This is a genomic window from Magnetofaba australis IT-1 (assembly GCF_002109495.1).
GTDB classification, from domain to species: Bacteria; Pseudomonadota; Magnetococcia; order Magnetococcales; family Magnetococcaceae; genus Magnetofaba; species Magnetofaba australis.
Map to the genome: position 1 here is coordinate 655,591 of NZ_LVJN01000018.1, position 20,332 is coordinate 675,922.

Here is a 20,332-nt window from a genome sequence, read left to right on the forward strand (position 1 = left end):
TAACCGATAAACTTTAGCGGCGCGAACAGGGCGCCCACGGGAGTCAGGAGGCGAGTGTGACGGATCTCTTGAAAAAACGGTGTCAGCCCTGCGAGGGCGGCGTGGAGAAACACAGCGCAGAAAAGGCGCTGATGCTGATGGGGTCGCTCAACCCCAATTGGCGGCTCAATGAAAGCGCCACGCAGATTACACGACGGTTTGAATTCGCCGACTATCACCGCACCATGGCGTTCGTCAATGCGGCGGCGTGGGTGGCGCACTGCGAGGATCACCACCCGATGATGACCCACAACTACAACTACTGTGAGGTCAGTTTCTGGACCCACGCCATAGGCGGCTTGTCCGACAACGACTTCATCTGCGCGGCCAAAATCGATCAGGTGTTTGATCAGCAGATTCCCGCCGAAGGGGTGGCCTGCGCGGTGGCGTGAAGCGGCCCAATCGACGCCGCGACCATCACCCTCCTACAGCGGGGGTAACAAACAGGATGCGTTCGATTTTGAGGCTGGGCAGCGCCTGATGGATGCGCGCCCACCAATCCAGCGCCTGCTCTTTCTGCGCAATGGGACCGGCGCGCAGTCGGAACATGGCGTGGCCATCCACCAGCACGCGACGGGCGTACAGAGGCGCGCCCAGCTTATTGACGTTGGCGCGCACCTCTGTAAGCTCCTCCACATTTTGGTAAGAGCCCAAATCCAATACATAGTAGCTGCGTTCACGACTGCCGGTGACCTGCTGGATCGGCGGCGCTTCATCAGGGTTCCGAACCGCAGCGGCCACAGGTTCCGCCGGCGTCTGCGCAGTCGACGTATTGGCGGAAGCCGCCAATGTTTCCTGTGTCGCTTTGGCGACGGGCTTGACCGCCTGTGTGGACGTCTGGGCGGCGAGTGCGATTGCAGGAGCCTGCGGCGCGGGTTTCGCACTCGGTTGCGGCTGGCTCTGTGGGGACGCAGTTGACCCTTGATTGCTTGCGGGCTTCATCGGCGTCACAGCCAGTGACGCGCTGCGCGCCTCCTGTTCGGCGACAGCGGCGGCGGCTTGCGCGATGTCGTCCTCCCCCATGGCGCTACCAAGCACGGGTTGGGCGATGATGGTATTTTTTGCAACCGCAGGCGCGCTGGTGGCTTGAGGCGCTGACTTTTTGGCCGTCGCCACAGCAGCCGCAACAGACGATTTCGCCTCCTTGGCCACCGCCTGCGCCGCTGTAGCGGGCTCGGCATTGTGTGTGGCCGTAGGCTTGTGAATCGCCCCAACCTGAGCTTGGGAGGAAGAGTGCGCGCTCATGTGTGCTTTGACACTGGGCAACTTAGCCGCGGCGCTGGCCTGCTTGAGCGGATGCGCCACGCTCTCCTGCGCGACAGCCGCCGCTTCGGCAACAGGCTCAACCTCGGCGCTCACAGACCCCTTGCTCGAGGCGACCCGTGACTGTTCCGCTTTGGCGGCGGCTTCCGCTTTGGCGGCGGCTTTCGCCTTAGCGGCGGCCTCGGCTTGGGCGGCGGCCTCGGCTTGGGCGGCGGCTTTCGCCTTGGCGGCGGCCTCGGCTTGGGCGGCGGCTTCCGCCTTAGCGGCGGCCTCGGCTTGAGCGGCGGCTTCCGCCTTGGCGGCAGCCTCGGCTTGGGCGGCGGCTTCCGCTTGGGCGGCGGCCTCCGCTTGGGCGGCGGCCTCCGCTTGGGCGGCGGCTTCCGCCTTGGCGGCAGCCTCGGCTTTGGCGGCGGCTTCCGCTGGCGCTTCCGTTTCTTCAGTCGTCGTAACTGACTCACTCTTCTCCGCCGCCACGGCTGGTTCAACTGGCGTAGACGCTTTCATCGGCTGCGCAGGCGCAGCGATGGTGATGGCCAATTGCGGCAACATCGCCACAGAGACCGCCGCAGGCGCAGGCAGCGATTTGAGCTGCTGTTTGGCCAGAATCGTCTCCGGCGCGTCGGCGGCGCCCAGCTCCACCGCCTGCGTCAACCACCCCGCCGCCTGCGCCGGATCGGCCCGATCCAGCAGCAGCCGCTCACCGATGTGAAACAGCGCCTGCGCGCGCTGGGTCTTATCTTCGCCCGCTTGCGCCAACAGCGCCGCGCCGGTGAGCTGATTCAGATGCCACTGCGCCAGCGCCGCCATCCACGGCGAGCCCACGCGAATTTCAGACGAAAGGCTGAACAGACGCGCCTTGGCCAGAAACGGCTGGGTTTTGGCGCGCGCCAGATAGCGCCACAGATAGCCTTCCGCCTTCTGCGCAGGCGCGGCCTGTTTCAGCAAGGCGGCCAACTCCGACTCCGCGCCCATAAGATTGCCCTGGGCCATGCGATTGGCCGCCTGCGTCAATGACGCCGCCTCTACCGTGAGCCAGGTCGACGCAACGCCGAAACCCAAGCCGAGAGCCATCGCCAAGCGCAGCGCGCTGTGAGTGGTGCGTTTCATATGGGGACACTTCCTGCTCATATGCGAATCCATTCGTCTCATCTTAATTCTTCACTACCTAACAGGCTTAGGCCACGCGCGCCAGTCGCCGCCGCCCAGCCCGCCGCGCCAGATGCGCCCATCCTTTTGCATGATCAGCGCCACGTTGCGCTCATTGACCGCAACCGCCATGGGCGCGCGCCAGGGCCCGGGGCGTTGCTGGGCAGCGCCATAAGACGCACACAACCACACAGCGTCACTCTCCGCACACGCCGCCAACGCGCCAAAGGATGCAACCGCCAGCCCGGTTACGCTGGAGATGGGGTAGAGCGTTTCCACGCCGCCCTCTGCACCAACGCGCGACACGCCCGCCTCCACCGCCGCCAATACGCTGGCCTCTCCCGCTGCGCCCGCCAAACCGCCAAACGCCCCAGTGGCCACCGCAATCAACTTCTGCTCACACCGTGACCACCGCCACAGCGTCTGGGCGGCAGGATCGCTGATGAGCAACTGATCCGGCGCCGCCAGCGCCACATCCAACGGCGCGCGCAATCCCGCTTGCGCATCAATCAGCGGAGCAATCGCCTCGTCGATGAGATCAACCCGCCACACCACGGCGGCGGCGGGATCGGTCACATAGAGAAAATCCCGCGTCACGCACAGACCGGTTGGCGACTGAAACAGGCCTGGCCCATATTCGCCCAACACCACGCCCGCGCCATCCACGATGCGCGCGCTGTTGCTCAATGGGTCGATCAGCGCCCAGCGCTCACAACCGCCAGGACATGGGTAGGGTCGCAGCGCGCCGGGTCGCAGCGCGGGCGCATCGTTCACCCTCCCTGCTCCAACCACGCCAGCTCCCACTCGGTAAACCCCGCCTGACGCCGGATATCCAGTTCAAACGGTCCCTTGGGGCGACCGCGCGCAAATCCATCCAATAGCGTTACGAACGCCTCGCGGCGATCCTGCCCGCGGCTCTGACACAGATGGCCAAACCAGCGCGAACCCGCCGCCACATGGCCGATCTCCTCTTTGGCGATGCGGGCGATAAGAGCGGCGCTGGCCTCGTCTCCCGCCTGACGGAACTTCGCCTGCATGATGGGCGCCGCCTCCAGGGCGCGCGCTTCCAGATAACGCGGCACCATCATCATGCGCGCCAAGGGGTCGTCCGCCGTGCGCGCCGCCATATCCCACAATCCATTATGGGCGGCGAAGTCGCCGTAGTCGGCCCCGGCGTCGCGCAATCGCGCCCGCAGCGCCGTGAAGTGTTCGGCCTCCTCCAACGCCACCTGCGCCCACTGCTGATAATAGGCCAGCGGCATGCCGCGAAAGCGGACCACCGCATCCCAGGCAAGATTGGTGGCGACAAACTCAATATGCGTGAGCGCATGCAGGTGCGCGGCGCGGCCACTGCCCGAGCCGGGGTTGCGCTTGGCCACCCGCCGCGGATCCACCAGTTCGGGCTTGGCGGGGGCGCCGGGATCCGCCAGCGCCTCAGCGCGCAGCGGGCCATCCTCCAGTTCCGAAGCCGCGCGCCACAGCGCCGCCGCCTGTTCGGTGAGGGCCATCTTTGCATCGGCATCCACCGCCGCGCGCGCCGCCTCGGCGGCGTCAAACAACGCTTTTGCAGTCGCCTCGGCCATAACGCCCCTTTTCACCCTCGCCGTCTTGCGCCACAGCTTGCCAATCCCAGCCTATGGCGGCATCATCCAACCCATGATGATAGAACAAGATGACAGCGGCTGGAACCGCATACTCTCGGTTTCCCAACTCAACGAGCAGATTCGCGATCTGTTGGCCGAACGCTACCCCTATGTCAAGCTGCGCGGCGAGATCTCCAAACTCAGCGCGCCGTCGTCGGGCCACCTCTACTTCTCCCTCATCGACGAATTCTCCACCATCCGCGCGGTGGTATGGCGCTCCACCAAGGCGCGCATGACCTTCCAACCGCGCCAGGGCGACGCCGTAGTGGCCACCGGCCGCATCGACGCCTATCCGCCCCGCGGCGAGTATCAGTTCATCGTTGAGGCGATCCAGCCCGAAGGCGCGGGCGGCGAACGCGAACGCCTGCTGGCGCTGCACGCCAAATTGGAAGCCGAAGGGCTGTTCGACGAATCCCGCAAGCAGCCGCTGCCCTATCTCCCCGAGACCATCGGCGTGGTCACCTCTCAGAGCGGCGCGGCGATTCATGACATCATCCAGGTGCTGGAGACGCGCTTCGCGGGTTTTCACCTGATCCTCGCCCCGGCGCTGGTGCAGGGCGTCGGCGCGCCGGAGTCCATCGCCGCCGCTCTGACGCGCCTGGACGCCAGCGGTCTGTGCGATGTGATCATCTGCGGACGCGGCGGCGGCTCGGCGGAGGATCTGGCCTGCTTCAACAGCGAACGGGTGGTGCGCGCCATCGCCGCCTGCCGCACCCCGATCGTGAGCGCGGTGGGCCATGAGGTGGACGTCACCCTGGCCGACATGGCCGCCGACCTGCGCGCCGCCACCCCCTCGGCGGCGGCGGAACGAGTGATGCCGGAGAAGCGCGAACTGCGGGCGCGCATCGATGGTCTGCTCGCCCTGCTGCAGAAGGCCGCCAGCGATCGGATTCGCCGCCAACGCCAGCTCACCGCCGCCCTGGCGCAGCGGCTGCAACACCCAAAACGCCGCATCGACCTGGCCCGCATGCGCGCCGACGAGATGAATGAACGCCTGGCCGACGCCTTCAACCGACTGCGCGCCCAGCGTCAAACCCGCGTCGAGCAGAGCGTCAAACGATTAAACGCCTGGGCGGGCGGCCCCACTTTGGCGCGCGCCTCCCGCCAACTGAACCAGTCTCAACGTCAACTGGGACAAGCGGTTGTGCGCGACCTGCAAAACAAACGCGCCAAACTGGCGGCTTTGGAAGCGCGTTTGCATGCCCTCTCGCCACTGGCGGTTCTGGAGCGCGGCTACGCCATTGCGCGCAACGCCCAAGGCGAAATCCTACGCTCCACCGAACATCTGAACCGTGACGAGACCATCGCCGTCACCCTCGCCCAAGGCTCCGTTGAGGCCACGGTGACGCGCATCAAGCGAAAGTAGGTTGACCGTGTTGCGCCCTATCCGTCTGTTGCCCGCGCTGCTGTGTATTGCGGCGCTGAATCTGCTTCTCACTCCCTTCTCCGCCCGCGCCGCTGAGATGATCCTCTCCGGCGAACTCATCCCCGGCTCGGCGGTGCTATTACAAGTCGAAGGCTACCCCGATGGCTCCAAGCTCAGTGGAACCCTGGCGGGCAAAAGCTTCCCCTTCACCGCCGAAGGCGCCGCCATCCTCGCCCTGGATATGGAGACCAAACCCGGCCCGGTGACTCTCAAAGTTAACATTCAGCGCCCCGACGGCCAGGTGGAGACCCTGCGTGAACGCCTGAGCGTGCCCAAGCGCGACTACAAGACCGAGCGCATCGACGGCCTGCCCAAGAAGAAGGTGGAGCTCAACCCCGCCGACCTCAAACGCGCCACCATCGAAACCCGCGCCATCAAGCAGACCTACAATAGTCGCGGCGGACGCCCGGGCTTTCTGCTGGGCTTCCAGATGCCGGTCACCGGCCGTTTCTCCGGCATTTTCGGCTCGCGCCGGGTGCTCAACGGCAAGCCGCGCCGCCCCCATAACGGCGTCGACATCGCCGCGCCCCAGGGTACGCCCATCGTCTCCATCGCCCCCGGCGAGGTCAAACTGGCGGGCGATGACTACTTCTTTACCGGCAACACCGTGGTGGTGCACCACGGCCACGGCGTCACCTCGCTCTACTCGCATATGAACAAGATTCTGGTCAAACCGGGCCAGTGGGTCGGCGCTGGGGAGCAAATTGGCGAGATCGGCATGACCGGACGCGCCACCGGCCCCCATCTGCATTGGGGCGTCATGGTCCGCCACGCCCGCGTCGACCCCCTGCTGCTGCCGGGAATTCGCGACAGCGTCACCCCCTGATCACCCGCTTTCTTGCCGCAACGCGCCCGCGTGACATTGATCCGGTCGCGCGGGTCTGTTATCCATAAGGGTTCGCAAAACCCGTTGGGAAACAGAGTATGAAGAGCGCCCCGGCATTTGAAGAGTCCCTGGAACGTTTGGAAGAGCTCGTGCTTGAGCTTGAGCGCGGCGAGCTGCCCCTGGAAGAGGGGTTGGCCGCGTTTGAGGAGGGCGTGCGGCTGGCCAAACAGTGTCAAAAGCGCCTGGATTCGGCGGAGAAACGCATCGACAAGCTGTTGGGCGACTCCGCTGAGGAGAGCGCCTCGTGACATTTGATTTCCACGCCTATCTCAAATCCCGCAAAGCGTTGGTGGAAGAGGCGCTGGACCGCCTGGTCCCCGCCGCCGACCGTCTGCCTGCGCGTCTGAACGGCGCCATGCGCTACAGCCTGCTCATCGGCGGCAAGCGTCTGCGTCCGATCCTCGCTCTGGCCGCGTGTGAAGCGGTGGGCGCGCCCTTGGAGCGCGCCATGAACTTCGCCGCTGCGCTGGAGTGCATCCACACCTATTCGCTCATTCACGACGACCTGCCCGCCATGGATGACGATGATCTGCGTCGCGGACACCCCACCTGCCACAAACAGTATGACGAAGCCACCGCCATTTTGGCTGGCGACGCCCTGCTCACCCTGGCCTTCGAGCTGGCGGCCCGCCCAGTGGAAGAGGTGCGCGCTGAGCAACAATTGGCGATTATCGAGAAACTCTCCGCCGCCGCCGGGGTCCATGGCATGGTGGGCGGTCAAATGTTGGATATGGAAGCCGAGGGTCAGGAGCTGGATCTCCCTGGTCTGCAGAACATCCATATCCACAAGACCGGCGCGCTGATCTACATCGCCTGTTTGGGCGGCGCCCTGCTGGGCGGAGGCACTCCAGAGCAGGCGCAACAACTGAAACGCTACGGCGAGCGCATAGGCTTGGCCTTCCAGATCACCGACGACATCCTCGATGAGGTGGGCGACAGTCTGGAGATGGGCAAGAACGTCGGCGCCGACCGCGAACACAACAAGGCCACCTACCCCAAACTCATGGGGCTGGCGCAGGCGCGCCAGGAGGCCCAACGCCATATCGACGAAGCGATCAAATGTCTGCACGACCTGCCGGGTGACGCCGAGCCGCTGCGCGAGTTGGCGCGCTACATCATCAGCCGGACCCATTGAGACCCATTATGCCCACCTCGCTGCTACAGAGCATCGACTCACCCACCGATCTGCGCAAATTGCCGGAATCGGATCTGCCCAAACTGGCCGACGAGTTGCGCCAGTTCATCATTCAGACCGTCTCCAAAACCGGCGGCCACCTGGGCGCGGGCCTGGGCGTGGTGGATCTGACCATCGCCCTGCACTACATCTTCAACACCCCCGATGACCGATTGGTGTGGGACGTGGGCCATCAGTGCTATCCGCACAAAGCCCTCACCGGGCGGCGCGATCAGCTCCACACCCTGCGCCAGAAGGATGGCGTCTCCGGCTTCACCAAACGCTCCGAGAGCATTTACGATCCGTTCGGCGCCGGACACTCCTCCACCTCCATCTCAGCGGCGCTGGGCATGGCGGCGGCGGCGCGCAAGCAGAAGAGCGGCAACAAGGCCATCGCTGTCATCGGCGACGGCGCCATGACCGCTGGCATGGCCTTCGAAGCCCTCAACAACGCCGGACACGATCGCCGCAACGATCTGGTGGTGGTGCTCAACGACAACGAGATGTCGATCTCGCCCAACGTTGGCGCGCTCTCCTCCTATCTGTCCAAAATCCTCTCCGGCGACGCCTATAATCAGATCAAAACCGGCGCGGGCACCGTGCTGGAGCGGCTCTCGCCCACCTTGCTGGACGCCGCCCGCCGCGCCGAAGAGCACATGAAGGGGATGCTGATCCCCGGCACTCTGTTTGAAGAGCTGGGCTTCACCTACTTCGGCCCCATCGACGGTCACGACTATCAGCAGTTGCTGCCCACCCTGCGCAACATCAAACGCCTGACGCGACCGATCCTGCTGCATGTGGTCACCCACAAGGGCAAAGGTTTTGCCCCGGCCGAAGACAACCCCTGCACCTATCACGGGGTGTCGCCGTTTGACCCCGACACCGGGGTGATGCAGAAGAGCGCGGGCGGCCCGCCCTCCTACACCAAAGTCTTCTCCGACGGCCTCATCGAACTGGCCGCCAGCAATCCCAAGATCGTCGCCATCACCGCCGCCATGATGGAGGGCACCGGCCTCTCGGCGTTCCAGAAGCGCTTCCCGGAGCGGTTCCACGACGTCGGCATCGCCGAGCAGCATGCGGTGACCTTCGCTGGCGGTATGGCCGCCGAAGGCGAGATTCCCGTGTGCGCCATCTACTCCACCTTCTTCCAGCGCGCCTATGACCAGTTTGTGCATGATGTGGCGTTGCAGAACCTGCCAGTGATCTTCGCTCTGGACCGCGCCGGGCTGGTGGGCGCCGACGGCCCCACCCACGCGGGCGCTTATGATCTATCGTTCCTGCGCGCCATCCCTAACACCACCATTATGGCGCCTTCGGACGAAAATGAACTGCGGCGCATGCTGGCCACGGCGGCCAAACTGGGCAAACCAGCGGTAATCCGCTATCCGCGCGGCAATGCCCTGGGGCTGGAACTGGAGCCCATGACGCCGATCCCCGTAGGCTCTGCGCGGCAGTTGCGCGACGGCGCTGACGCCGCCATTCTGGCGGTGGGCGAGCACGCCCATGCGGCGCTGGCGGCGGCCAATACGTTGGCTGATGAGGGGATTAACTGTGCGGTGTATGACGCCCGCTTCATCAAACCGTTGGACGCTGCCATGGTGCGCGCCGCCGCCAAAACCGGGACCATTCTCACCGTCGAAGAGAACGCGGTGATGGGCGGCTTTGGCTCGGCGGTGCTGGAGAAGCTGAGCGAAGAGGGCCTGCTGGCGGGCGGCGTGCGTTTCCGCAGCTTGGGCATCCCCGATCGCTTCATTCCCCAGGGCAGTCAGAAGGAGCTGCGCGCCGAACTGGGATTGGACGCCGAGGGCATCGCCGCAGCCATGCGCGCCTTGCGCGCTTAAGCAGCTCTCGCGCTCCCTTTTTCGTAGAGTGGCGCGCTTATCAAGGCCTGTGACAATCCCAGCGACTGACGCCGCCGCCTTTGCTCATCGTTCATTGGCTTTTCGCGCAGCCGCCGCTCTGCGCGTTCTATTCTGATTTGCAGTTACGCTATGCCGCTCGCCAAACCACCCAAACGCCGTTTTGACGAACTCCTGCTGGCCGCCGGTCTGGCCGAAGATCTCAAGCAGGCGCAGAGCTTCATCATGACCGGCAAGGCGCTGGTAGATGACCGACCTGTGGTCAAACCCGGCCAACTGATCCGCGCCGACGCCGCGCTGCGCGTCAAAGGCGTCGCCTCCCACCCCTGGGTTTCACGCGGCGGGGTCAAACTGGCCCATGCCCTGGACCACTTCGCCATCGACCCCGCCAACCTGACCGCCATCGATCTGGGCGCCTCCACCGGCGGCTTTACCGACGTGCTGCTGCAACGCGGCGCGCGGCGCGTCTATGCCGTGGACGTGGGCTATGGGCAGTTGGCGTGGAAGCTGGTTCAGGATCCCCGCGTGGTCAATCTGGAGCGCTGCAACGCCCGGGAGTTGGACGCCCGCCAAATCCCTGACCCCATTGATCTCCTGGTGTGCGACGCCAGTTTCATCCCATTGCGGGTGATCCTACCTGCGGCCCTGGCGCTGCTCAAACCCGGCGGCCACGGCGTGGTGCTGATCAAACCCCAGTTCGAGGCGTCCAAAGCGATTGTGGATGCGGGCGGCGGCGTGGTGCGGGATACGGCGGAGATAGACCGCTGCGTGCAGGACGTCACCGAGTGGATGACGACGCAGGCGAGACTGCGGGTGCTGGGCGTCAGCCCCTCGCCCATCACCGGGCCGAAAGGCAATCAGGAGCAGCTCTGCCATTTTGAAAATGAAAACGGCACAGAACGATCAATGTTTGCGTGACGTAGGGTAATCTTGCGCTGTCTATTGGCCGCCGACTGGTCGGCGGCGGGGTCTGGGGTCCGCGACCCCAGCGGCCAAAGGTGTGTAATCTAGGGCGGCGCCCCACGATTTGGCAGGATTGTCAAATCGGACTCGCGCAGCGAGCCCGCAGGGTGAGGGTCATGGATGGCCCGAATCACGGTTTGGTCGTTGGGAGCTCGAGGGCAAAGCCCTCGATATCTTTCATCGCCAAAATCGCTCAAGTTCAATTCTGAATTTGACTGAGTATATAGGGTGCTCAGTTCTTGTCGGCGTCACGCTCGGCGCGCAGGAAGTCGGTGAGGGCGTCCGATGAGAGCGGACGGCTGTAGAAATAGCCCTGAATTTCGTCACACGCTTCGCCGCGCAGGAACTCACGCTGGGCCTCGGTCTCCACCCCTTCGGCGATCACCGACAGGTTGAGGCTGTGGGCCAAACCCACGAAGGAGCGTACAATGGCCGCCTCTTCGCTGTTCTCAGTGCAGGGGCGCACGAAGGATTGGTCGATCTTCAGCGTGTGAATGGGGAAACGCTTCAGGTAACTCAGGGAAGAGAAACCGGTGCCGAAATCGTCGATGGCCAGTTTCACGCCCAGATCCGCCAGGGTTTTGAGCTTTGCCAAGGTCTCCTCCACGTCGCCCATGGCGATGGATTCGGTCAACTCCAGCTCCAGACAGGCCGGTTCGATGCCGGTCATGCGCACCACCCGGGTGACCATGTCAACGAAGTCCGGCAGCTTGAACTGAATCCCTGACAGGTTCACCGCCACGCGAATGGGCGGAAAACCCGCATTGCGCCACGCCACCGCCTGATTGCACGCAGTCACCAGCGCCCACTGGCCCATGGGCACCACCAGGCCGGTCTCTTCGGCCAAAGGAATGAACTCGCCCGGCGAGACCATGCCGCGCTCCGGGTGCATCCAGCGCACCAGCGCCTCCACGCCGATGAGCTTATCGCGCTTCAAACACATCTGCGGCTGATAGTGCAGCAGAAACTCCTGCCGATCCACCGCATTGCGCAGCCCCGCCTCCAGCACCATGCGGCTGACCGATGCGGTGTTGAGCTCCTGGCGATAGAACTGGAAGTTGTTGCGACCGCTCTGTTTGGCGTGATACATGGCCGCTTCGGCGTTCTTCATCAACTGCTGCGGATCATCGCCGTCGATGGGCGCCACGGTGATGCCGATGCTGCCGCCGATATAGAGCTCCATCTCGCCCACAATCACCGCGCGCGACAGCACATTGAGGATATCGTGGGAGAGTTTGGCCGCCTCGCCGCTATCGCGCATCTGCGGGGCGATGACGCCAAACTCGTCGCCGCCCAGACGCGCCAGGGTCGCCAACGGCGGCATGATGTCGCGCAGGCGCTCGGAGACCGCCGCCAGCAGATTGTCGCCGACATCATGCCCCAAGGTCTCGTTGATCACTTTGAAGCGGTCCAGGTCGATCACCAGCACCGCCAGCAGGCGCTTATGCTCGCTGGCGTCGCGCATGCCCTGGGCCAGTCGCTCCTGGAACAACAAACGGTTAGGCAGATCGGTCAGGGCGTCGTGCCCGGCGATGTAAAGCAGGTTCTCCTCCGACTCCTTGATGGTGGTCAGATCGGAGAACACCGCCACATATTGGTTGATCTTCTCATTGGGCGACTTGATGGCGGTGATATTGGCCCACTCGGGGTAGATCTCGCCATTTTTGCGACGGTTCCAGATCTCACCGGCCCACTTGCCCTCTTCCAGCAGCGCGCCCCACATGCGCGCATAGAAGTTCTCATCGTGTCGTCCCGATTGCAGTAGGCTGATGTTGTGGCCCACCGCCTCCTCCAGTCGATAACCGGTGATGCGCTCAAAGGCGGGATTGACCAATTCCACCACGCCTTTGGCGTCGGTCACCACGATGCCTTCGCTGGTGTTGTCGAACACGCTGGCGGTCAGGTGCAGCTGCCGCTCGGCCTCAATCATCTTGAGGAGGTAGTTCATGCGGTTGCGCAGAATCGCCCAGCGAATCGGCTTGGTGATGAAGTCAACCGCCCCGGCCTCATAGGCGCGATCCACCGACTGGTCGTCGTTGAGGCCGGTGATCATCAACACCGGCGTCTGCCGCGCATCGGGCCGCTGCTTGATGCGACGACACGCCTCAAAGCCGTCCATTTGCGGCATTTTGGCGTCCATCAGCACCATATCGGGGATCTCATCATCGAACGCCGAGACCGCTGATTCACCATCATTGACGGTCATGGCGCGCCAGCCCTGCTTCTCCAAAAAGCGCGACAACATCACCTGAGTGACCGGATCATCGTCGGCCACCATGATCAGCGGCGCGCGACTCAGGCGCGCCAGATTCACGCTTGCTTGGGTTTCGGATGCGCTCATGGATCAGGTCAACTCGATCACGTCTGCGTGATCCTGGCAGGTATCGAAGATCATCACCGTGGCGCGTTTGCCATAACCGTGGCAACTGCCGGGATTGAGCATACGGGTGGTTCCGATCAGCTCATTGACGGGGTGATGGGTGTGTCCGGTGATCACCAGATCATACTCGCCGCTCAGTCCCAACGCGCGGGTAATAGCGGGGACGGTGCCGTGGTAAACGGCGGCGCGCTTATCTGGCTCGGTTAGATCCAAAGTCATGAAATCGCCCCCAAAACGCCCACCGATATCGGCATACGCGCGCGCCAGACCATACTTTTCGCCATCGTTGTTGCCCAACACCCCCGCCACCGGCAAACCACGCAGGGCCCGAATGATGAAAGGGCTGGAGATATCGCCGCAGTGGATTGTCAGGTCCACCCCGCGTTGCTGGAACAGATCGACCGCTTGGCGCACATGTTCAACATGATCGTGGGTATCGGAGATCAACCCCAGTTTCACAACATTTGGCTCCAGAAGTTAGCGGGACAACTGTGACGATTTTGGCGGGCGCTCAGACGCTGCAAAACATCTGGTGCACTATACATGGGGCGGCGCAGGGCGCCAAGTTGATTCCGTCTGGAACTCTTTACGCCGCTTGGGCCAACGCCTGACGTTACGCGTTACCAGGGCGCGCCGGGAACAACTCCGGAGAAGTTCATTGGGGTGCGCCCACCTGGACCGCTTTTGCCCAAATAACCAATGTTGCGCTTAAGTTGCGGCGCGGCTTTTTGCGCCGCCTGAATCACGCCGCGCAGACGATAGCCGCCGCCGGTGGAAAGGTTCAGCGTCGCTTCCAGTTCCACCGCCGCGCCGGGCAGACTCGCCAACTTGACGCGCAAGCCGCCGGATATGGCCTCCAGATTGGCGCTGAAGTCACCCAGCGGCGCGTTGAGGGGCACGCCTGCGTACAAATTGGCGATGCGTCCACGCCCCTGCATGCTGGCGATGCGCCCATTGTCCAGGGTGAGCCAATCCAGGTCCAACGTCACATTGCCGCGATAGCCCGGCGGCATGGCCGGGGCATAACGTTGCAGTTGCTCCAGCGGCCCCCGCACCGACACCTCTTTGAGCTGCACCGACTCACCGCCGCTCCAGCTCACATGGGCGCTGACTTGCAAACCGGCGTCGCCGCCATCCATGCGCACGCGCGCCGCTGCTTCGCCGCTGAGAAGCGCGCCCGGCAGCAGCCGCCAATTGAGGTTATCAACGCTCACGCCTTGGGCCGCCAGCCGGTCCACATGGCCGTCCCAAATGGTTCCGCTCACCCCTTCAAGCTGCACCATCCCCTGCAGGGCGTCCTTGCTCCAGGCGTACAGATGCGCCGCCGGGGCGTTGATCAGCACAAACGCCAGATACGCCGCCAGCCCCAGAATCAGGTAGCCGCGATGCAAACCGCCAAACCGACTCATGAGCGCCACTCCAGCACCAGCCGGGCGTTGACCCCGCCTTGATCATTGGCGCGCTCCACATCGGCGCGGGTCACCATCACCCCGAACTGCTCGCGCACATGCCCCAACCACTGCATCATGCGGTCAAAGCCGACCCCTTCCAAGCGCACCGACACGCCCTTCTCGGCGGGCTCAATACGACGAATGGCGCCGCCCAATCCCTGCTCCCGCGCGCTGCGGTCGGCCAAGCTCATCAACGACTCGCCCGGCGCCGCCTGGGCGCCTTTGGCAGTGGCGCCCTGGGCGCGCAGACGTCCCACCTCTTCGGCGGCTTGGCGCATCCACGCCAGGTCCTGTCGCTGCAACGACACTTCCCGCTGCTGCGCGCTCACGTGATCGCTGATGGGCAGCCAAACGCCAAACACCAGAAGCAGCACGATCAACGCGCCGCCGCCGCCCAGCACCAGTTTGCGCTCGCGATCGTTGAGACGGTCCAGCGCCGCCATCAGCAGTTCCATGAAACGATTCATCACGGCGCCACCCTCAATTGCGCGACCACCTGCCCTTGACTCTGCGATGCGGTCACCACCTTGGTCTCACGCCCGGTGCTGGCCGCCAAACGACCACGCAAGGCGTCCACATCCGCCACTGCGCGCGCAGTCAAGTAGAGATTCAGACTCTTGCCCTCCAGGCGCACGCGAGACAGCCGCACGCCCCGCGCTTCGGCGGTCACCGCGCCCACCTGTCCCAAAATCCCCAACAGATCGTCATCGCTCTGCTTGCCCCCGGCGCGCAACGCATTGAGCCCCTGGGACATCTGCACCTTGGCGTCCACCAGTCGAGAATTGGGGAAGGTCTGCTGGAAAATCCGCTCGCTCTGCTGCGCCAGCCGCTCCGCCTCGCCCTGCAGCTTCCAGCCATCCCACAACGCCTGCGCCGCCAACAGCGCCAACCAACCCGCCGCCAACGCCGCCGTCAACTTGAGCGGACGCCACGCCGCAAACGATACCGATTTGCGCGTAGAGAACGGCCCTTGCAGAAAATTCAGATCAAAGCTCAGTGGACACGACTGCGTCAGATTGGCCAGCAATGACTCGTCGCTGCTGCGCCAATGCAGCGTTGGCGGGGCGCTCCAACTGGTCAACGCCGCTTCAACCTCACTACGCAGCGCATCGCTCTCGCCGTGACCGCTCAGGTGGCGGCAATCGAGAATCTCTACGCTCTGTGGCTGCGCATCGACGCCTTTTTCCCCCAGCATCAACAACGCAGGCAGATTGGCTGGGTCCACCGCCACCGCCTGGCGATCGGAGAAGCGCGCCAGCGCCCGCGTCTCATCCAGCACAACGCGCCACGCCCCCTCTTGCGGCGCCAGCAGTTGCAGTTCACTCACCGCCGCGCGCGGACTCACCCCGGCGCTGCGCAATTTGCCGAGGCCCGCGCTCAGACTCTCCGCCAGGATCACCCCCACCGCCCACGCCTGTTCGGCGTCGGGCGCGGCGGCCAAGGCGAAATGGAGCTGCTCCACCGGCGCAGCCAGACGATCTTCAAAGTGGAACGGGACCGCCTTTTCGAGATTGCGACGGCTGGTTTTGGGAAACCGTCCCCACAGCAGCGTCGCATCAAACGCCGACAACGCCCACACCGGACGCGCGCCGCCCAACGCCTGCGCCGCCTCGGCGCAGGAGCCGCTGGCCCCTTGGGCGCCGCTGCGCCAGTGCAGCAGATCCGGGTCCGCGTCGTCGAAGCGAATGACAAATGTTTCCGCCATGGTGCGTCTCTTTATCCCGTCTATCCCAACTCACTGCGTCAACAGCCAAAAAGGCCGACTCACCGTCTCACGCCAGCGCCTTCGGCGCCTAGATCACCCCTTGGCCGCGCATGCGCACAATCACACCCTTGCCGGTGCGTTCAATCAGACTGAACAGTCGCACGCGACCGCGCCCGACCTGGGCGTCGGCGTTGAGCAGATAAAAATTGCTGAACACTTCAATGCCCGACGTATCGATATCGTACTGATTGAGCACCGGTAGATAGAGAAAATCCTCCGGCTTCTCAAACGGCTCCAATTTGCGCTGATCGATGATGACCTGGGCGTCGGCGCGAGTCACGCCATCGGCCAGACTCATCAAAACCTCCGGCTTGGCGGTGTTCACATTGATGCCTGTGCGCACCGGCAGAGCCGCCACAAAGGGCGCCAGCGTCTGATACACCTCCTGCGTCACGCCGTGAACCTGCATCAATTCGGTGACGCTGACCAGCGGTTTGCCCGCTGTGCGCACCCCTGGGGACACGCCGGCGTAGAGATCATTCTCCGCCCCGCCTGGGCCGCCATAGATGTCATCGGGGTCGATCCAATCGGCGATGGCGTTGGCCAGATTCGGGTCCAACCCCAGGATATCCAACAGACGCTGAAAGCGCCCCACGCTCACCGGACTCTGGGCCTCTTCGTGCACCAGATTATTCAGATTGAAGCGCCCCTGCATATCCTCCAGAAAACCGCCCACCGAGCCGCCGCGCACCGGCATCGGCGGCACCCGTCCCGCCCACTCTTCGGTGAGGGCGTCGTAGCCGTTCTCCTGCTGGCTCTGCAACAGGATATCCCGCGCCCACGCTTCGCCGCCCAGCACAATCTGATAGGCCTGCTCGCGGTGGATCATATTGGCCATGGCGTGGCCGCGCAGTCGCAGCGCGCTGGCCATGGCGGTGGCCGCCACGCCCGCCAGCGCCACAATCAGCAGCGCAGTCAGCAGCGCCACCCCCGACTGAGCGCAACGCCGCTGAACCGGGCTGCGCCCAACATATGCGCCAGATCGCCCCACGCCGCTACCCCAGATTCAACGCAAACACGCGGCGTATGCGCCCCCACCCGGGCATCTGCACCACGATCTCCACCGCTTCGGGCATGGGCGCATTGGTCATCGCCACACCACCCTGCGGCCAGTTGGCGCGCCACTGACGCCGCTGATCGAGAAAGCGCACCTCCACCTCCTCCACGCCTGTGAGTAGCTCGCTCAAATAGGGCGCGATCTCCGGCGGCTGGTCCGGCCCCGGCCACACCGCCCGCTGCAGCTTGCCATCGATGAAGGCGTAGGCGATGCGTTGCAGCGAACTGCGCCGGGCGCCAAGTGGGTTGCGTCGCCCATTGCGCGTCAACTCCAGGAAGTTCTCGACCCCATCCTCGCCCATCAGCGCCGGACGCGCCGGTTCTCCCACCACACCCCGGGAGGGATAGGGCGCCGCCTGCTCCAGGTCGCGCTCAATCACCGACATCGCCATCTGCAGACGCGCCATCTCCTCGGCTTGGGACTCCATCACCGAGCGCACATTGAGTAGCTGCGCCAAGCCGCTATAGGCCATGGTGGACATTACGGCAAACACCGCCAGCGCCACCAACAGTTCGATGAGGGTAAAACCGCCCTGCCGCGCGGCCACAACGCGCCCTCGGGCGCAGCGTTTAACTGGTGCGGCGCGCAAGATAGGCCTCCAACGTCGCCACCGGCGTAGCTTTGCGATCCTCCACCCGGCGCACGGCGATATCCATGCGCCGAATGGCGTTAATGGGCGTGCCGCTCACCTCAATGGTCCAGTACCACACGCGCCCGCCCATCTCCTCTTTGCCGTTGTAGCGACCTGGCGCCAGCCACTCGCGTCGCGCCTGATGCTCCGCCGCCTGATTCATCGCCACCCAATGGGCAAGAGTGCGCTCACGCATGTGCGCGGCGTTCTGCGCAAACACCGAGGCAGCCTTCATGGTCGCGCCCATGGCGATGGCCAGCACCGCCAGCGCCACCAGCACCTCAATCAGGGTAAAGCCCCCCTGTGCGCGCCCGCCTCGCGGCCTCATAACCGGCGCCGATCCCATTTGATCTCGCCAATCAGACTGCCTGTCATTTCGTAGCGCACCGCATTGGGCCCCTTGAGCGCCAACTCGAACGGGGTGATCTCGCCGCTGGAAAAGAGCAGCACGTGAGGGCGGATTTTGCGCTCCTGGGTCTCATAGTCCAGCGCCAGCTCCACCGTGAGCCCCTCGACGCTCAGCTCCTGTTGAATCCCCGGCGGCAACTGCCGCGGACGAAAGGTCTCGCCATCGGTCACCGGCGTCCACACGCGCTTCTCCTCATCAAAGCGCACAAAATCAAAACCCGTGGTCACAAAGCGTACGCCGTAGTCCTCCGAGCGGGTGATCGCCTCCTGCGTGGCCAGCCGCATCAGCGCGGTAAAGCGCTTGGCCTCCTCCTCCATCACGCGATCGTCGCCCGCCGTGTTCACCGACAGCGCCGCCATGCTCACCATCAGCGCCATGATGAACACCACCACCAGCACTTCGACCAGGGTAAACCCAGCCTCGCGCGCATGCCGGGCGCAACCGCCAAACGACGCTGGGTGCCGTTGACCCGTCATCACTCCAGTTGCCAGTTACCGATATCCGCCGCCGCGCCTTCGCCATCCTTGCGGCCATCGGAACCCAGGGTAAGCAGATCAAACACGCCGTGCTCGCCGGGGCTCAGATAGAGATAGGCGCGCCCCCACGGATCCTTGGGCATACGCGCCAGATAGCCGCCCTCTTTCCAGTTGGGCGGAATCGGATCAGTGGCGGGCTTGGCGATCAACGCCTCCAGACCTTGATCGGTGGTGGGATAGACGAAATTGTCCAGCTTGTAGAGATTGAGCGATGCCTCAATGGCGCGCATATCCTGTTTGGCCTTGGCGATGCGCGCCTCATCGGGGCGGTCCATGATGCGCGGCACCACCAATGTGGCCAACACCGCCAGAATCACCACCACCACCATAATCTCAATCAGGGTAAAACCCGCCTGGGCGCGCTTGGCGTCGGCGGTCTGGATCGTATTCGGCATAACGTCTCGCTTTCTCATCATCCACGCAAGTCCACAACGGGACTTGGCTACTGCACCAGTTGGTTGAGATCGAAAATCGGCAACAGAATCGCCACTACGATGGAGAGCACCAAGCCGCCCATGAACAGGATCATCAGCGGCTCGAGCAGCGAGGTGAGCGTCTGCGCCAGGGTCTCCACTTCGTTCTCCTGGGCGCTGGCGGCGCGATCCAGCATCTCATCGAGGCGACCACTGGCCTCGCCGCTGGCGATCAGATGGATCACCAACGGCGTAAACATGCGGCTCTCATCCAAACTCTGATAGAGACTGCCGCCCTCGCGCACTTTGCGCGCCGCCTCCTGCACCGCGCTGCGCATGGGCAGATTGGCGATCACCCGCGCCGCCACCCGCAATCCCTCCAGGGCTGGCACGCCGCTGGCCACCAGAATGCCAAACGTGCGCGCGAACTGCGCCGTATTCATGCTGCGCGCCAGACGTCCCGCCACCGGCAGGCGCAACAACAGCGCATGCCAACGCCGTCGAAACGCCGGACGCCGCATCATCAGTCGCAGCACAATCACTGCGCCCGCCACCGCGGCGGCCAACACCGCGCCATTCTCCCGCAGGAAGTCGCTGAGCGCGATCACCACCTGGGTGATGGCGGGCAACTCCTGATCAAAATCGGCAAACACCGACACCACCTCAGGCACCACATAAGCCAGCAAAGCGGTGGAGACGGCAATGGCGAACACCAGCACCAGCGACGGATAGATCATCGCCATGATCATGGTCTGTTTGAGCTTGGCGCCCTTCTCCAGATAGTCGGCCAAGCGTTCGAACACCGTATCCAACTGACCGGTGGCCTCACCGGCAGCCACGGTTTCGCGATACAGATCGTTGAAGGTCTGCGGGAACTCCGCCAGCGCGTCGGCCAGGGAGCGGCCCTCCTCCACCCGCGCGCGCACGGCGGGAAGAAGGCGCTTCAAGCGCTTGTTTTCGGTCTGCTGGGTGACGGTTTTGAGGGCGTCCGCCACCGGCTGACCGGCGCGCATCAAGGTCGCCAACTGCCGCGTGGCCAGAGACAGTTCGGCGATTTTCACGCCGCCGCCGCCGAGGCTGCGCGCCGGACGCGCCGCGCCTTCGTCGCCTGGCGCCGCCGCGCGCACGCCCTTCTCGCGCACCGGCTCCACCGTCAGCGGCATCAAGCCCTGTTCGCGCAGCGCCGCGCGCACGGCGCCGGGGCCATCGCCCTGCAACACCCCTTTGCGGGTGCGTCCGCCGCCGTCGATGGCGCTGTACTCAAACGCGCCCACGACGCCCGCCTTTATAC

At 64.3% G+C, this 20,332-nt stretch carries 21 protein-coding genes; 7 read left to right on the forward strand and 14 right to left on the reverse strand.

What is annotated here, in order from left to right:
* Positions 1–56: 56 nt before the first annotated feature.
* Positions 57–431, forward strand: a complete 375-nt coding sequence (locus MAIT1_RS08990) for a 4a-hydroxytetrahydrobiopterin dehydratase (RefSeq protein ID WP_085441933.1) — start codon at positions 57–59, stop codon at positions 429–431.
* Positions 432–456: 25 nt separating this feature from the next.
* Here MAIT1_RS08990 and MAIT1_RS08995 read toward each other — a convergent pair whose 3' ends face one another.
* From MAIT1_RS08995 to MAIT1_RS09005, 3 genes are read right to left on the reverse strand one after another with little or no spacing between them, the layout of a single operon-like run.
* Positions 457–2,409: an SPOR domain-containing protein gene (locus MAIT1_RS08995; RefSeq protein WP_085441934.1), complete on the reverse strand. Its 1,953-nt coding sequence runs from the start codon at positions 2,407–2,409 to the stop codon at positions 457–459.
* Positions 2,410–2,463: 54 nt separating this feature from the next.
* On the reverse strand, positions 2,464–3,222 hold the full coding sequence (locus MAIT1_RS09000; RefSeq protein ID WP_085441935.1) for an NHL repeat-containing protein: 759 nt from the start codon (positions 3,220–3,222) through the stop codon (positions 2,464–2,466).
* A complete protein-coding gene (locus MAIT1_RS09005) occupies positions 3,219–4,031 on the reverse strand; it encodes a ferritin-like domain-containing protein (protein ID WP_085441936.1) in 813 nt (270 codons plus the stop codon). The genes MAIT1_RS09000 and MAIT1_RS09005 overlap by 4 nt, the downstream gene beginning before the upstream one ends.
* A 73-nt stretch (positions 4,032–4,104) precedes the next feature.
* On the opposite strand from MAIT1_RS09005, the gene xseA reads away from it, so the two are divergent.
* From xseA to MAIT1_RS09035, 6 genes are all read left to right on the forward strand, one after another.
* Complete coding sequence (gene xseA / locus MAIT1_RS09010) at positions 4,105–5,457, forward strand: exodeoxyribonuclease VII large subunit (protein ID WP_143814743.1); 1,353 nt, start codon at positions 4,105–4,107, stop codon at positions 5,455–5,457.
* Between the two features lie 7 nt (positions 5,458–5,464).
* Positions 5,465–6,343, forward strand: a complete 879-nt coding sequence (locus MAIT1_RS09015) for a M23 family metallopeptidase (RefSeq protein ID WP_143814744.1) — start codon at positions 5,465–5,467, stop codon at positions 6,341–6,343.
* Between the two features lie 98 nt (positions 6,344–6,441).
* Positions 6,442–6,651, forward strand: a complete 210-nt coding sequence (xseB, locus tag MAIT1_RS09020) for an exodeoxyribonuclease VII small subunit (RefSeq protein ID WP_085441939.1) — start codon at positions 6,442–6,444, stop codon at positions 6,649–6,651.
* On the forward strand, positions 6,648–7,538 hold the full coding sequence (locus MAIT1_RS09025) for a polyprenyl synthetase family protein (RefSeq protein ID WP_241893438.1): 891 nt from the start codon (positions 6,648–6,650) through the stop codon (positions 7,536–7,538). Before xseB ends, MAIT1_RS09025 begins: the two co-directional genes overlap by 4 nt.
* Positions 7,539–7,546: 8 nt before the next feature.
* A complete protein-coding gene (dxs, locus tag MAIT1_RS09030) occupies positions 7,547–9,418 on the forward strand; it encodes a 1-deoxy-D-xylulose-5-phosphate synthase (RefSeq protein ID WP_085441940.1) in 1,872 nt (623 codons plus the stop codon).
* A gap of 150 nt (positions 9,419–9,568) precedes the next feature.
* Complete coding sequence (locus MAIT1_RS09035; protein ID WP_085441941.1) at positions 9,569–10,354, forward strand: TlyA family RNA methyltransferase; 786 nt, start codon at positions 9,569–9,571, stop codon at positions 10,352–10,354.
* Positions 10,355–10,631: 277 nt separating this feature from the next.
* On the opposite strand, the gene MAIT1_RS09040 is transcribed toward MAIT1_RS09035, so the two are convergent.
* The 11 genes from MAIT1_RS09040 to gspF form a co-directional block, all read right to left on the reverse strand.
* A complete protein-coding gene (locus tag MAIT1_RS09040; RefSeq protein WP_085441942.1) occupies positions 10,632–12,740 on the reverse strand; it encodes a two-component system response regulator in 2,109 nt (702 codons plus the stop codon).
* Between the two features lie 3 nt (positions 12,741–12,743).
* Positions 12,744–13,238 (reverse strand): metallophosphoesterase, encoded by a 495-nt coding sequence (locus MAIT1_RS09045; RefSeq protein ID WP_158089403.1) that lies wholly within the window; start codon positions 13,236–13,238, stop codon positions 12,744–12,746.
* Between the two features lie 161 nt (positions 13,239–13,399).
* On the reverse strand, positions 13,400–14,188 hold the full coding sequence (locus MAIT1_RS09050; protein WP_085441944.1) for a type II secretion system protein N: 789 nt from the start codon (positions 14,186–14,188) through the stop codon (positions 13,400–13,402).
* Positions 14,185–14,697 (reverse strand): type II secretion system protein GspM, encoded by a 513-nt coding sequence (gene gspM / locus MAIT1_RS09055; protein WP_085441945.1) that lies wholly within the window; start codon positions 14,695–14,697, stop codon positions 14,185–14,187. Before gspM ends, MAIT1_RS09050 begins: the two co-directional genes overlap by 4 nt.
* A complete protein-coding gene (gene gspL, locus MAIT1_RS09060) occupies positions 14,697–15,935 on the reverse strand; it encodes a type II secretion system protein GspL (protein ID WP_085441946.1) in 1,239 nt (412 codons plus the stop codon). The genes gspM and gspL overlap by 1 nt, the downstream gene beginning before the upstream one ends.
* Positions 15,936–16,023: 88 nt before the next feature.
* A complete protein-coding gene (gene gspK, locus MAIT1_RS09065; protein ID WP_085441947.1) occupies positions 16,024–16,923 on the reverse strand; it encodes a type II secretion system minor pseudopilin GspK in 900 nt (299 codons plus the stop codon).
* A gap of 67 nt (positions 16,924–16,990) precedes the next feature.
* Entirely contained in the window at positions 16,991–17,599 is a 609-nt protein-coding gene (gene gspJ, locus MAIT1_RS09070) for a type II secretion system minor pseudopilin GspJ (RefSeq protein WP_158089404.1), read from the reverse strand.
* Between the two features lie 22 nt (positions 17,600–17,621).
* Positions 17,622–18,011: a type II secretion system minor pseudopilin GspI gene (gene gspI, locus MAIT1_RS09075; protein ID WP_143814745.1), complete on the reverse strand. Its 390-nt coding sequence runs from the start codon at positions 18,009–18,011 to the stop codon at positions 17,622–17,624.
* Positions 18,008–18,568: a type II secretion system minor pseudopilin GspH gene (gene gspH, locus MAIT1_RS09080; RefSeq protein ID WP_085441950.1), complete on the reverse strand. Its 561-nt coding sequence runs from the start codon at positions 18,566–18,568 to the stop codon at positions 18,008–18,010. Before gspH ends, gspI begins: the two co-directional genes overlap by 4 nt.
* Positions 18,568–19,023, reverse strand: coding sequence for a type II secretion system major pseudopilin GspG (gspG, locus tag MAIT1_RS09085; protein WP_085441951.1), 456 nt, complete (start codon positions 19,021–19,023; stop codon positions 18,568–18,570). Before gspG ends, gspH begins: the two co-directional genes overlap by 1 nt.
* A 47-nt stretch (positions 19,024–19,070) precedes the next feature.
* Entirely contained in the window at positions 19,071–20,315 is a 1,245-nt protein-coding gene (gspF, locus tag MAIT1_RS09090) for a type II secretion system inner membrane protein GspF (protein WP_085441952.1), read from the reverse strand.
* Positions 20,316–20,332 lie beyond the last annotated feature (17 nt).

Excerpts from the sequence above, each read along its gene's own strand:
- MAIT1_RS08995 (WP_085441934.1), bottom strand. The coding sequence starts at position 2,409 with ATGAAACGCACCACTCACAGCGCGCTGCGCTTGGCGATGGCTCTCGGC.
- MAIT1_RS09005 (WP_085441936.1), bottom strand. The coding sequence starts at position 4,031 with ATGGCCGAGGCGACTGCAAAAGCGTTGTTTGACGCCGCCGAGGCGGCG.
- xseA (WP_143814743.1), top strand. The coding sequence starts at position 4,105 with ATGATGATAGAACAAGATGACAGCGGCTGGAACCGCATACTCTCGGTT.
- xseB (WP_085441939.1), top strand. The coding sequence starts at position 6,442 with ATGAAGAGCGCCCCGGCATTTGAAGAGTCCCTGGAACGTTTGGAAGAG.
- dxs (WP_085441940.1), top strand. The coding sequence starts at position 7,547 with ATGCCCACCTCGCTGCTACAGAGCATCGACTCACCCACCGATCTGCGC.
- MAIT1_RS09035 (WP_085441941.1), top strand. The coding sequence starts at position 9,569 with ATGCCGCTCGCCAAACCACCCAAACGCCGTTTTGACGAACTCCTGCTG.
- MAIT1_RS09040 (WP_085441942.1), bottom strand. The coding sequence starts at position 12,740 with ATGAGCGCATCCGAAACCCAAGCAAGCGTGAATCTGGCGCGCCTGAGT.
- MAIT1_RS09050 (WP_085441944.1), bottom strand. The coding sequence starts at position 14,188 with ATGAGTCGGTTTGGCGGTTTGCATCGCGGCTACCTGATTCTGGGGCTG.
- gspM (WP_085441945.1), bottom strand. The coding sequence starts at position 14,697 with ATGAATCGTTTCATGGAACTGCTGATGGCGGCGCTGGACCGTCTCAAC.
- gspL (WP_085441946.1), bottom strand. The coding sequence starts at position 15,935 with ATGGCGGAAACATTTGTCATTCGCTTCGACGACGCGGACCCGGATCTG.
- gspI (WP_143814745.1), bottom strand. The coding sequence starts at position 18,011 with ATGAGGCCGCGAGGCGGGCGCGCACAGGGGGGCTTTACCCTGATTGAG.
- gspH (WP_085441950.1), bottom strand. The coding sequence starts at position 18,568 with ATGACGGGTCAACGGCACCCAGCGTCGTTTGGCGGTTGCGCCCGGCAT.
- gspG (WP_085441951.1), bottom strand. The coding sequence starts at position 19,023 with ATGCCGAATACGATCCAGACCGCCGACGCCAAGCGCGCCCAGGCGGGT.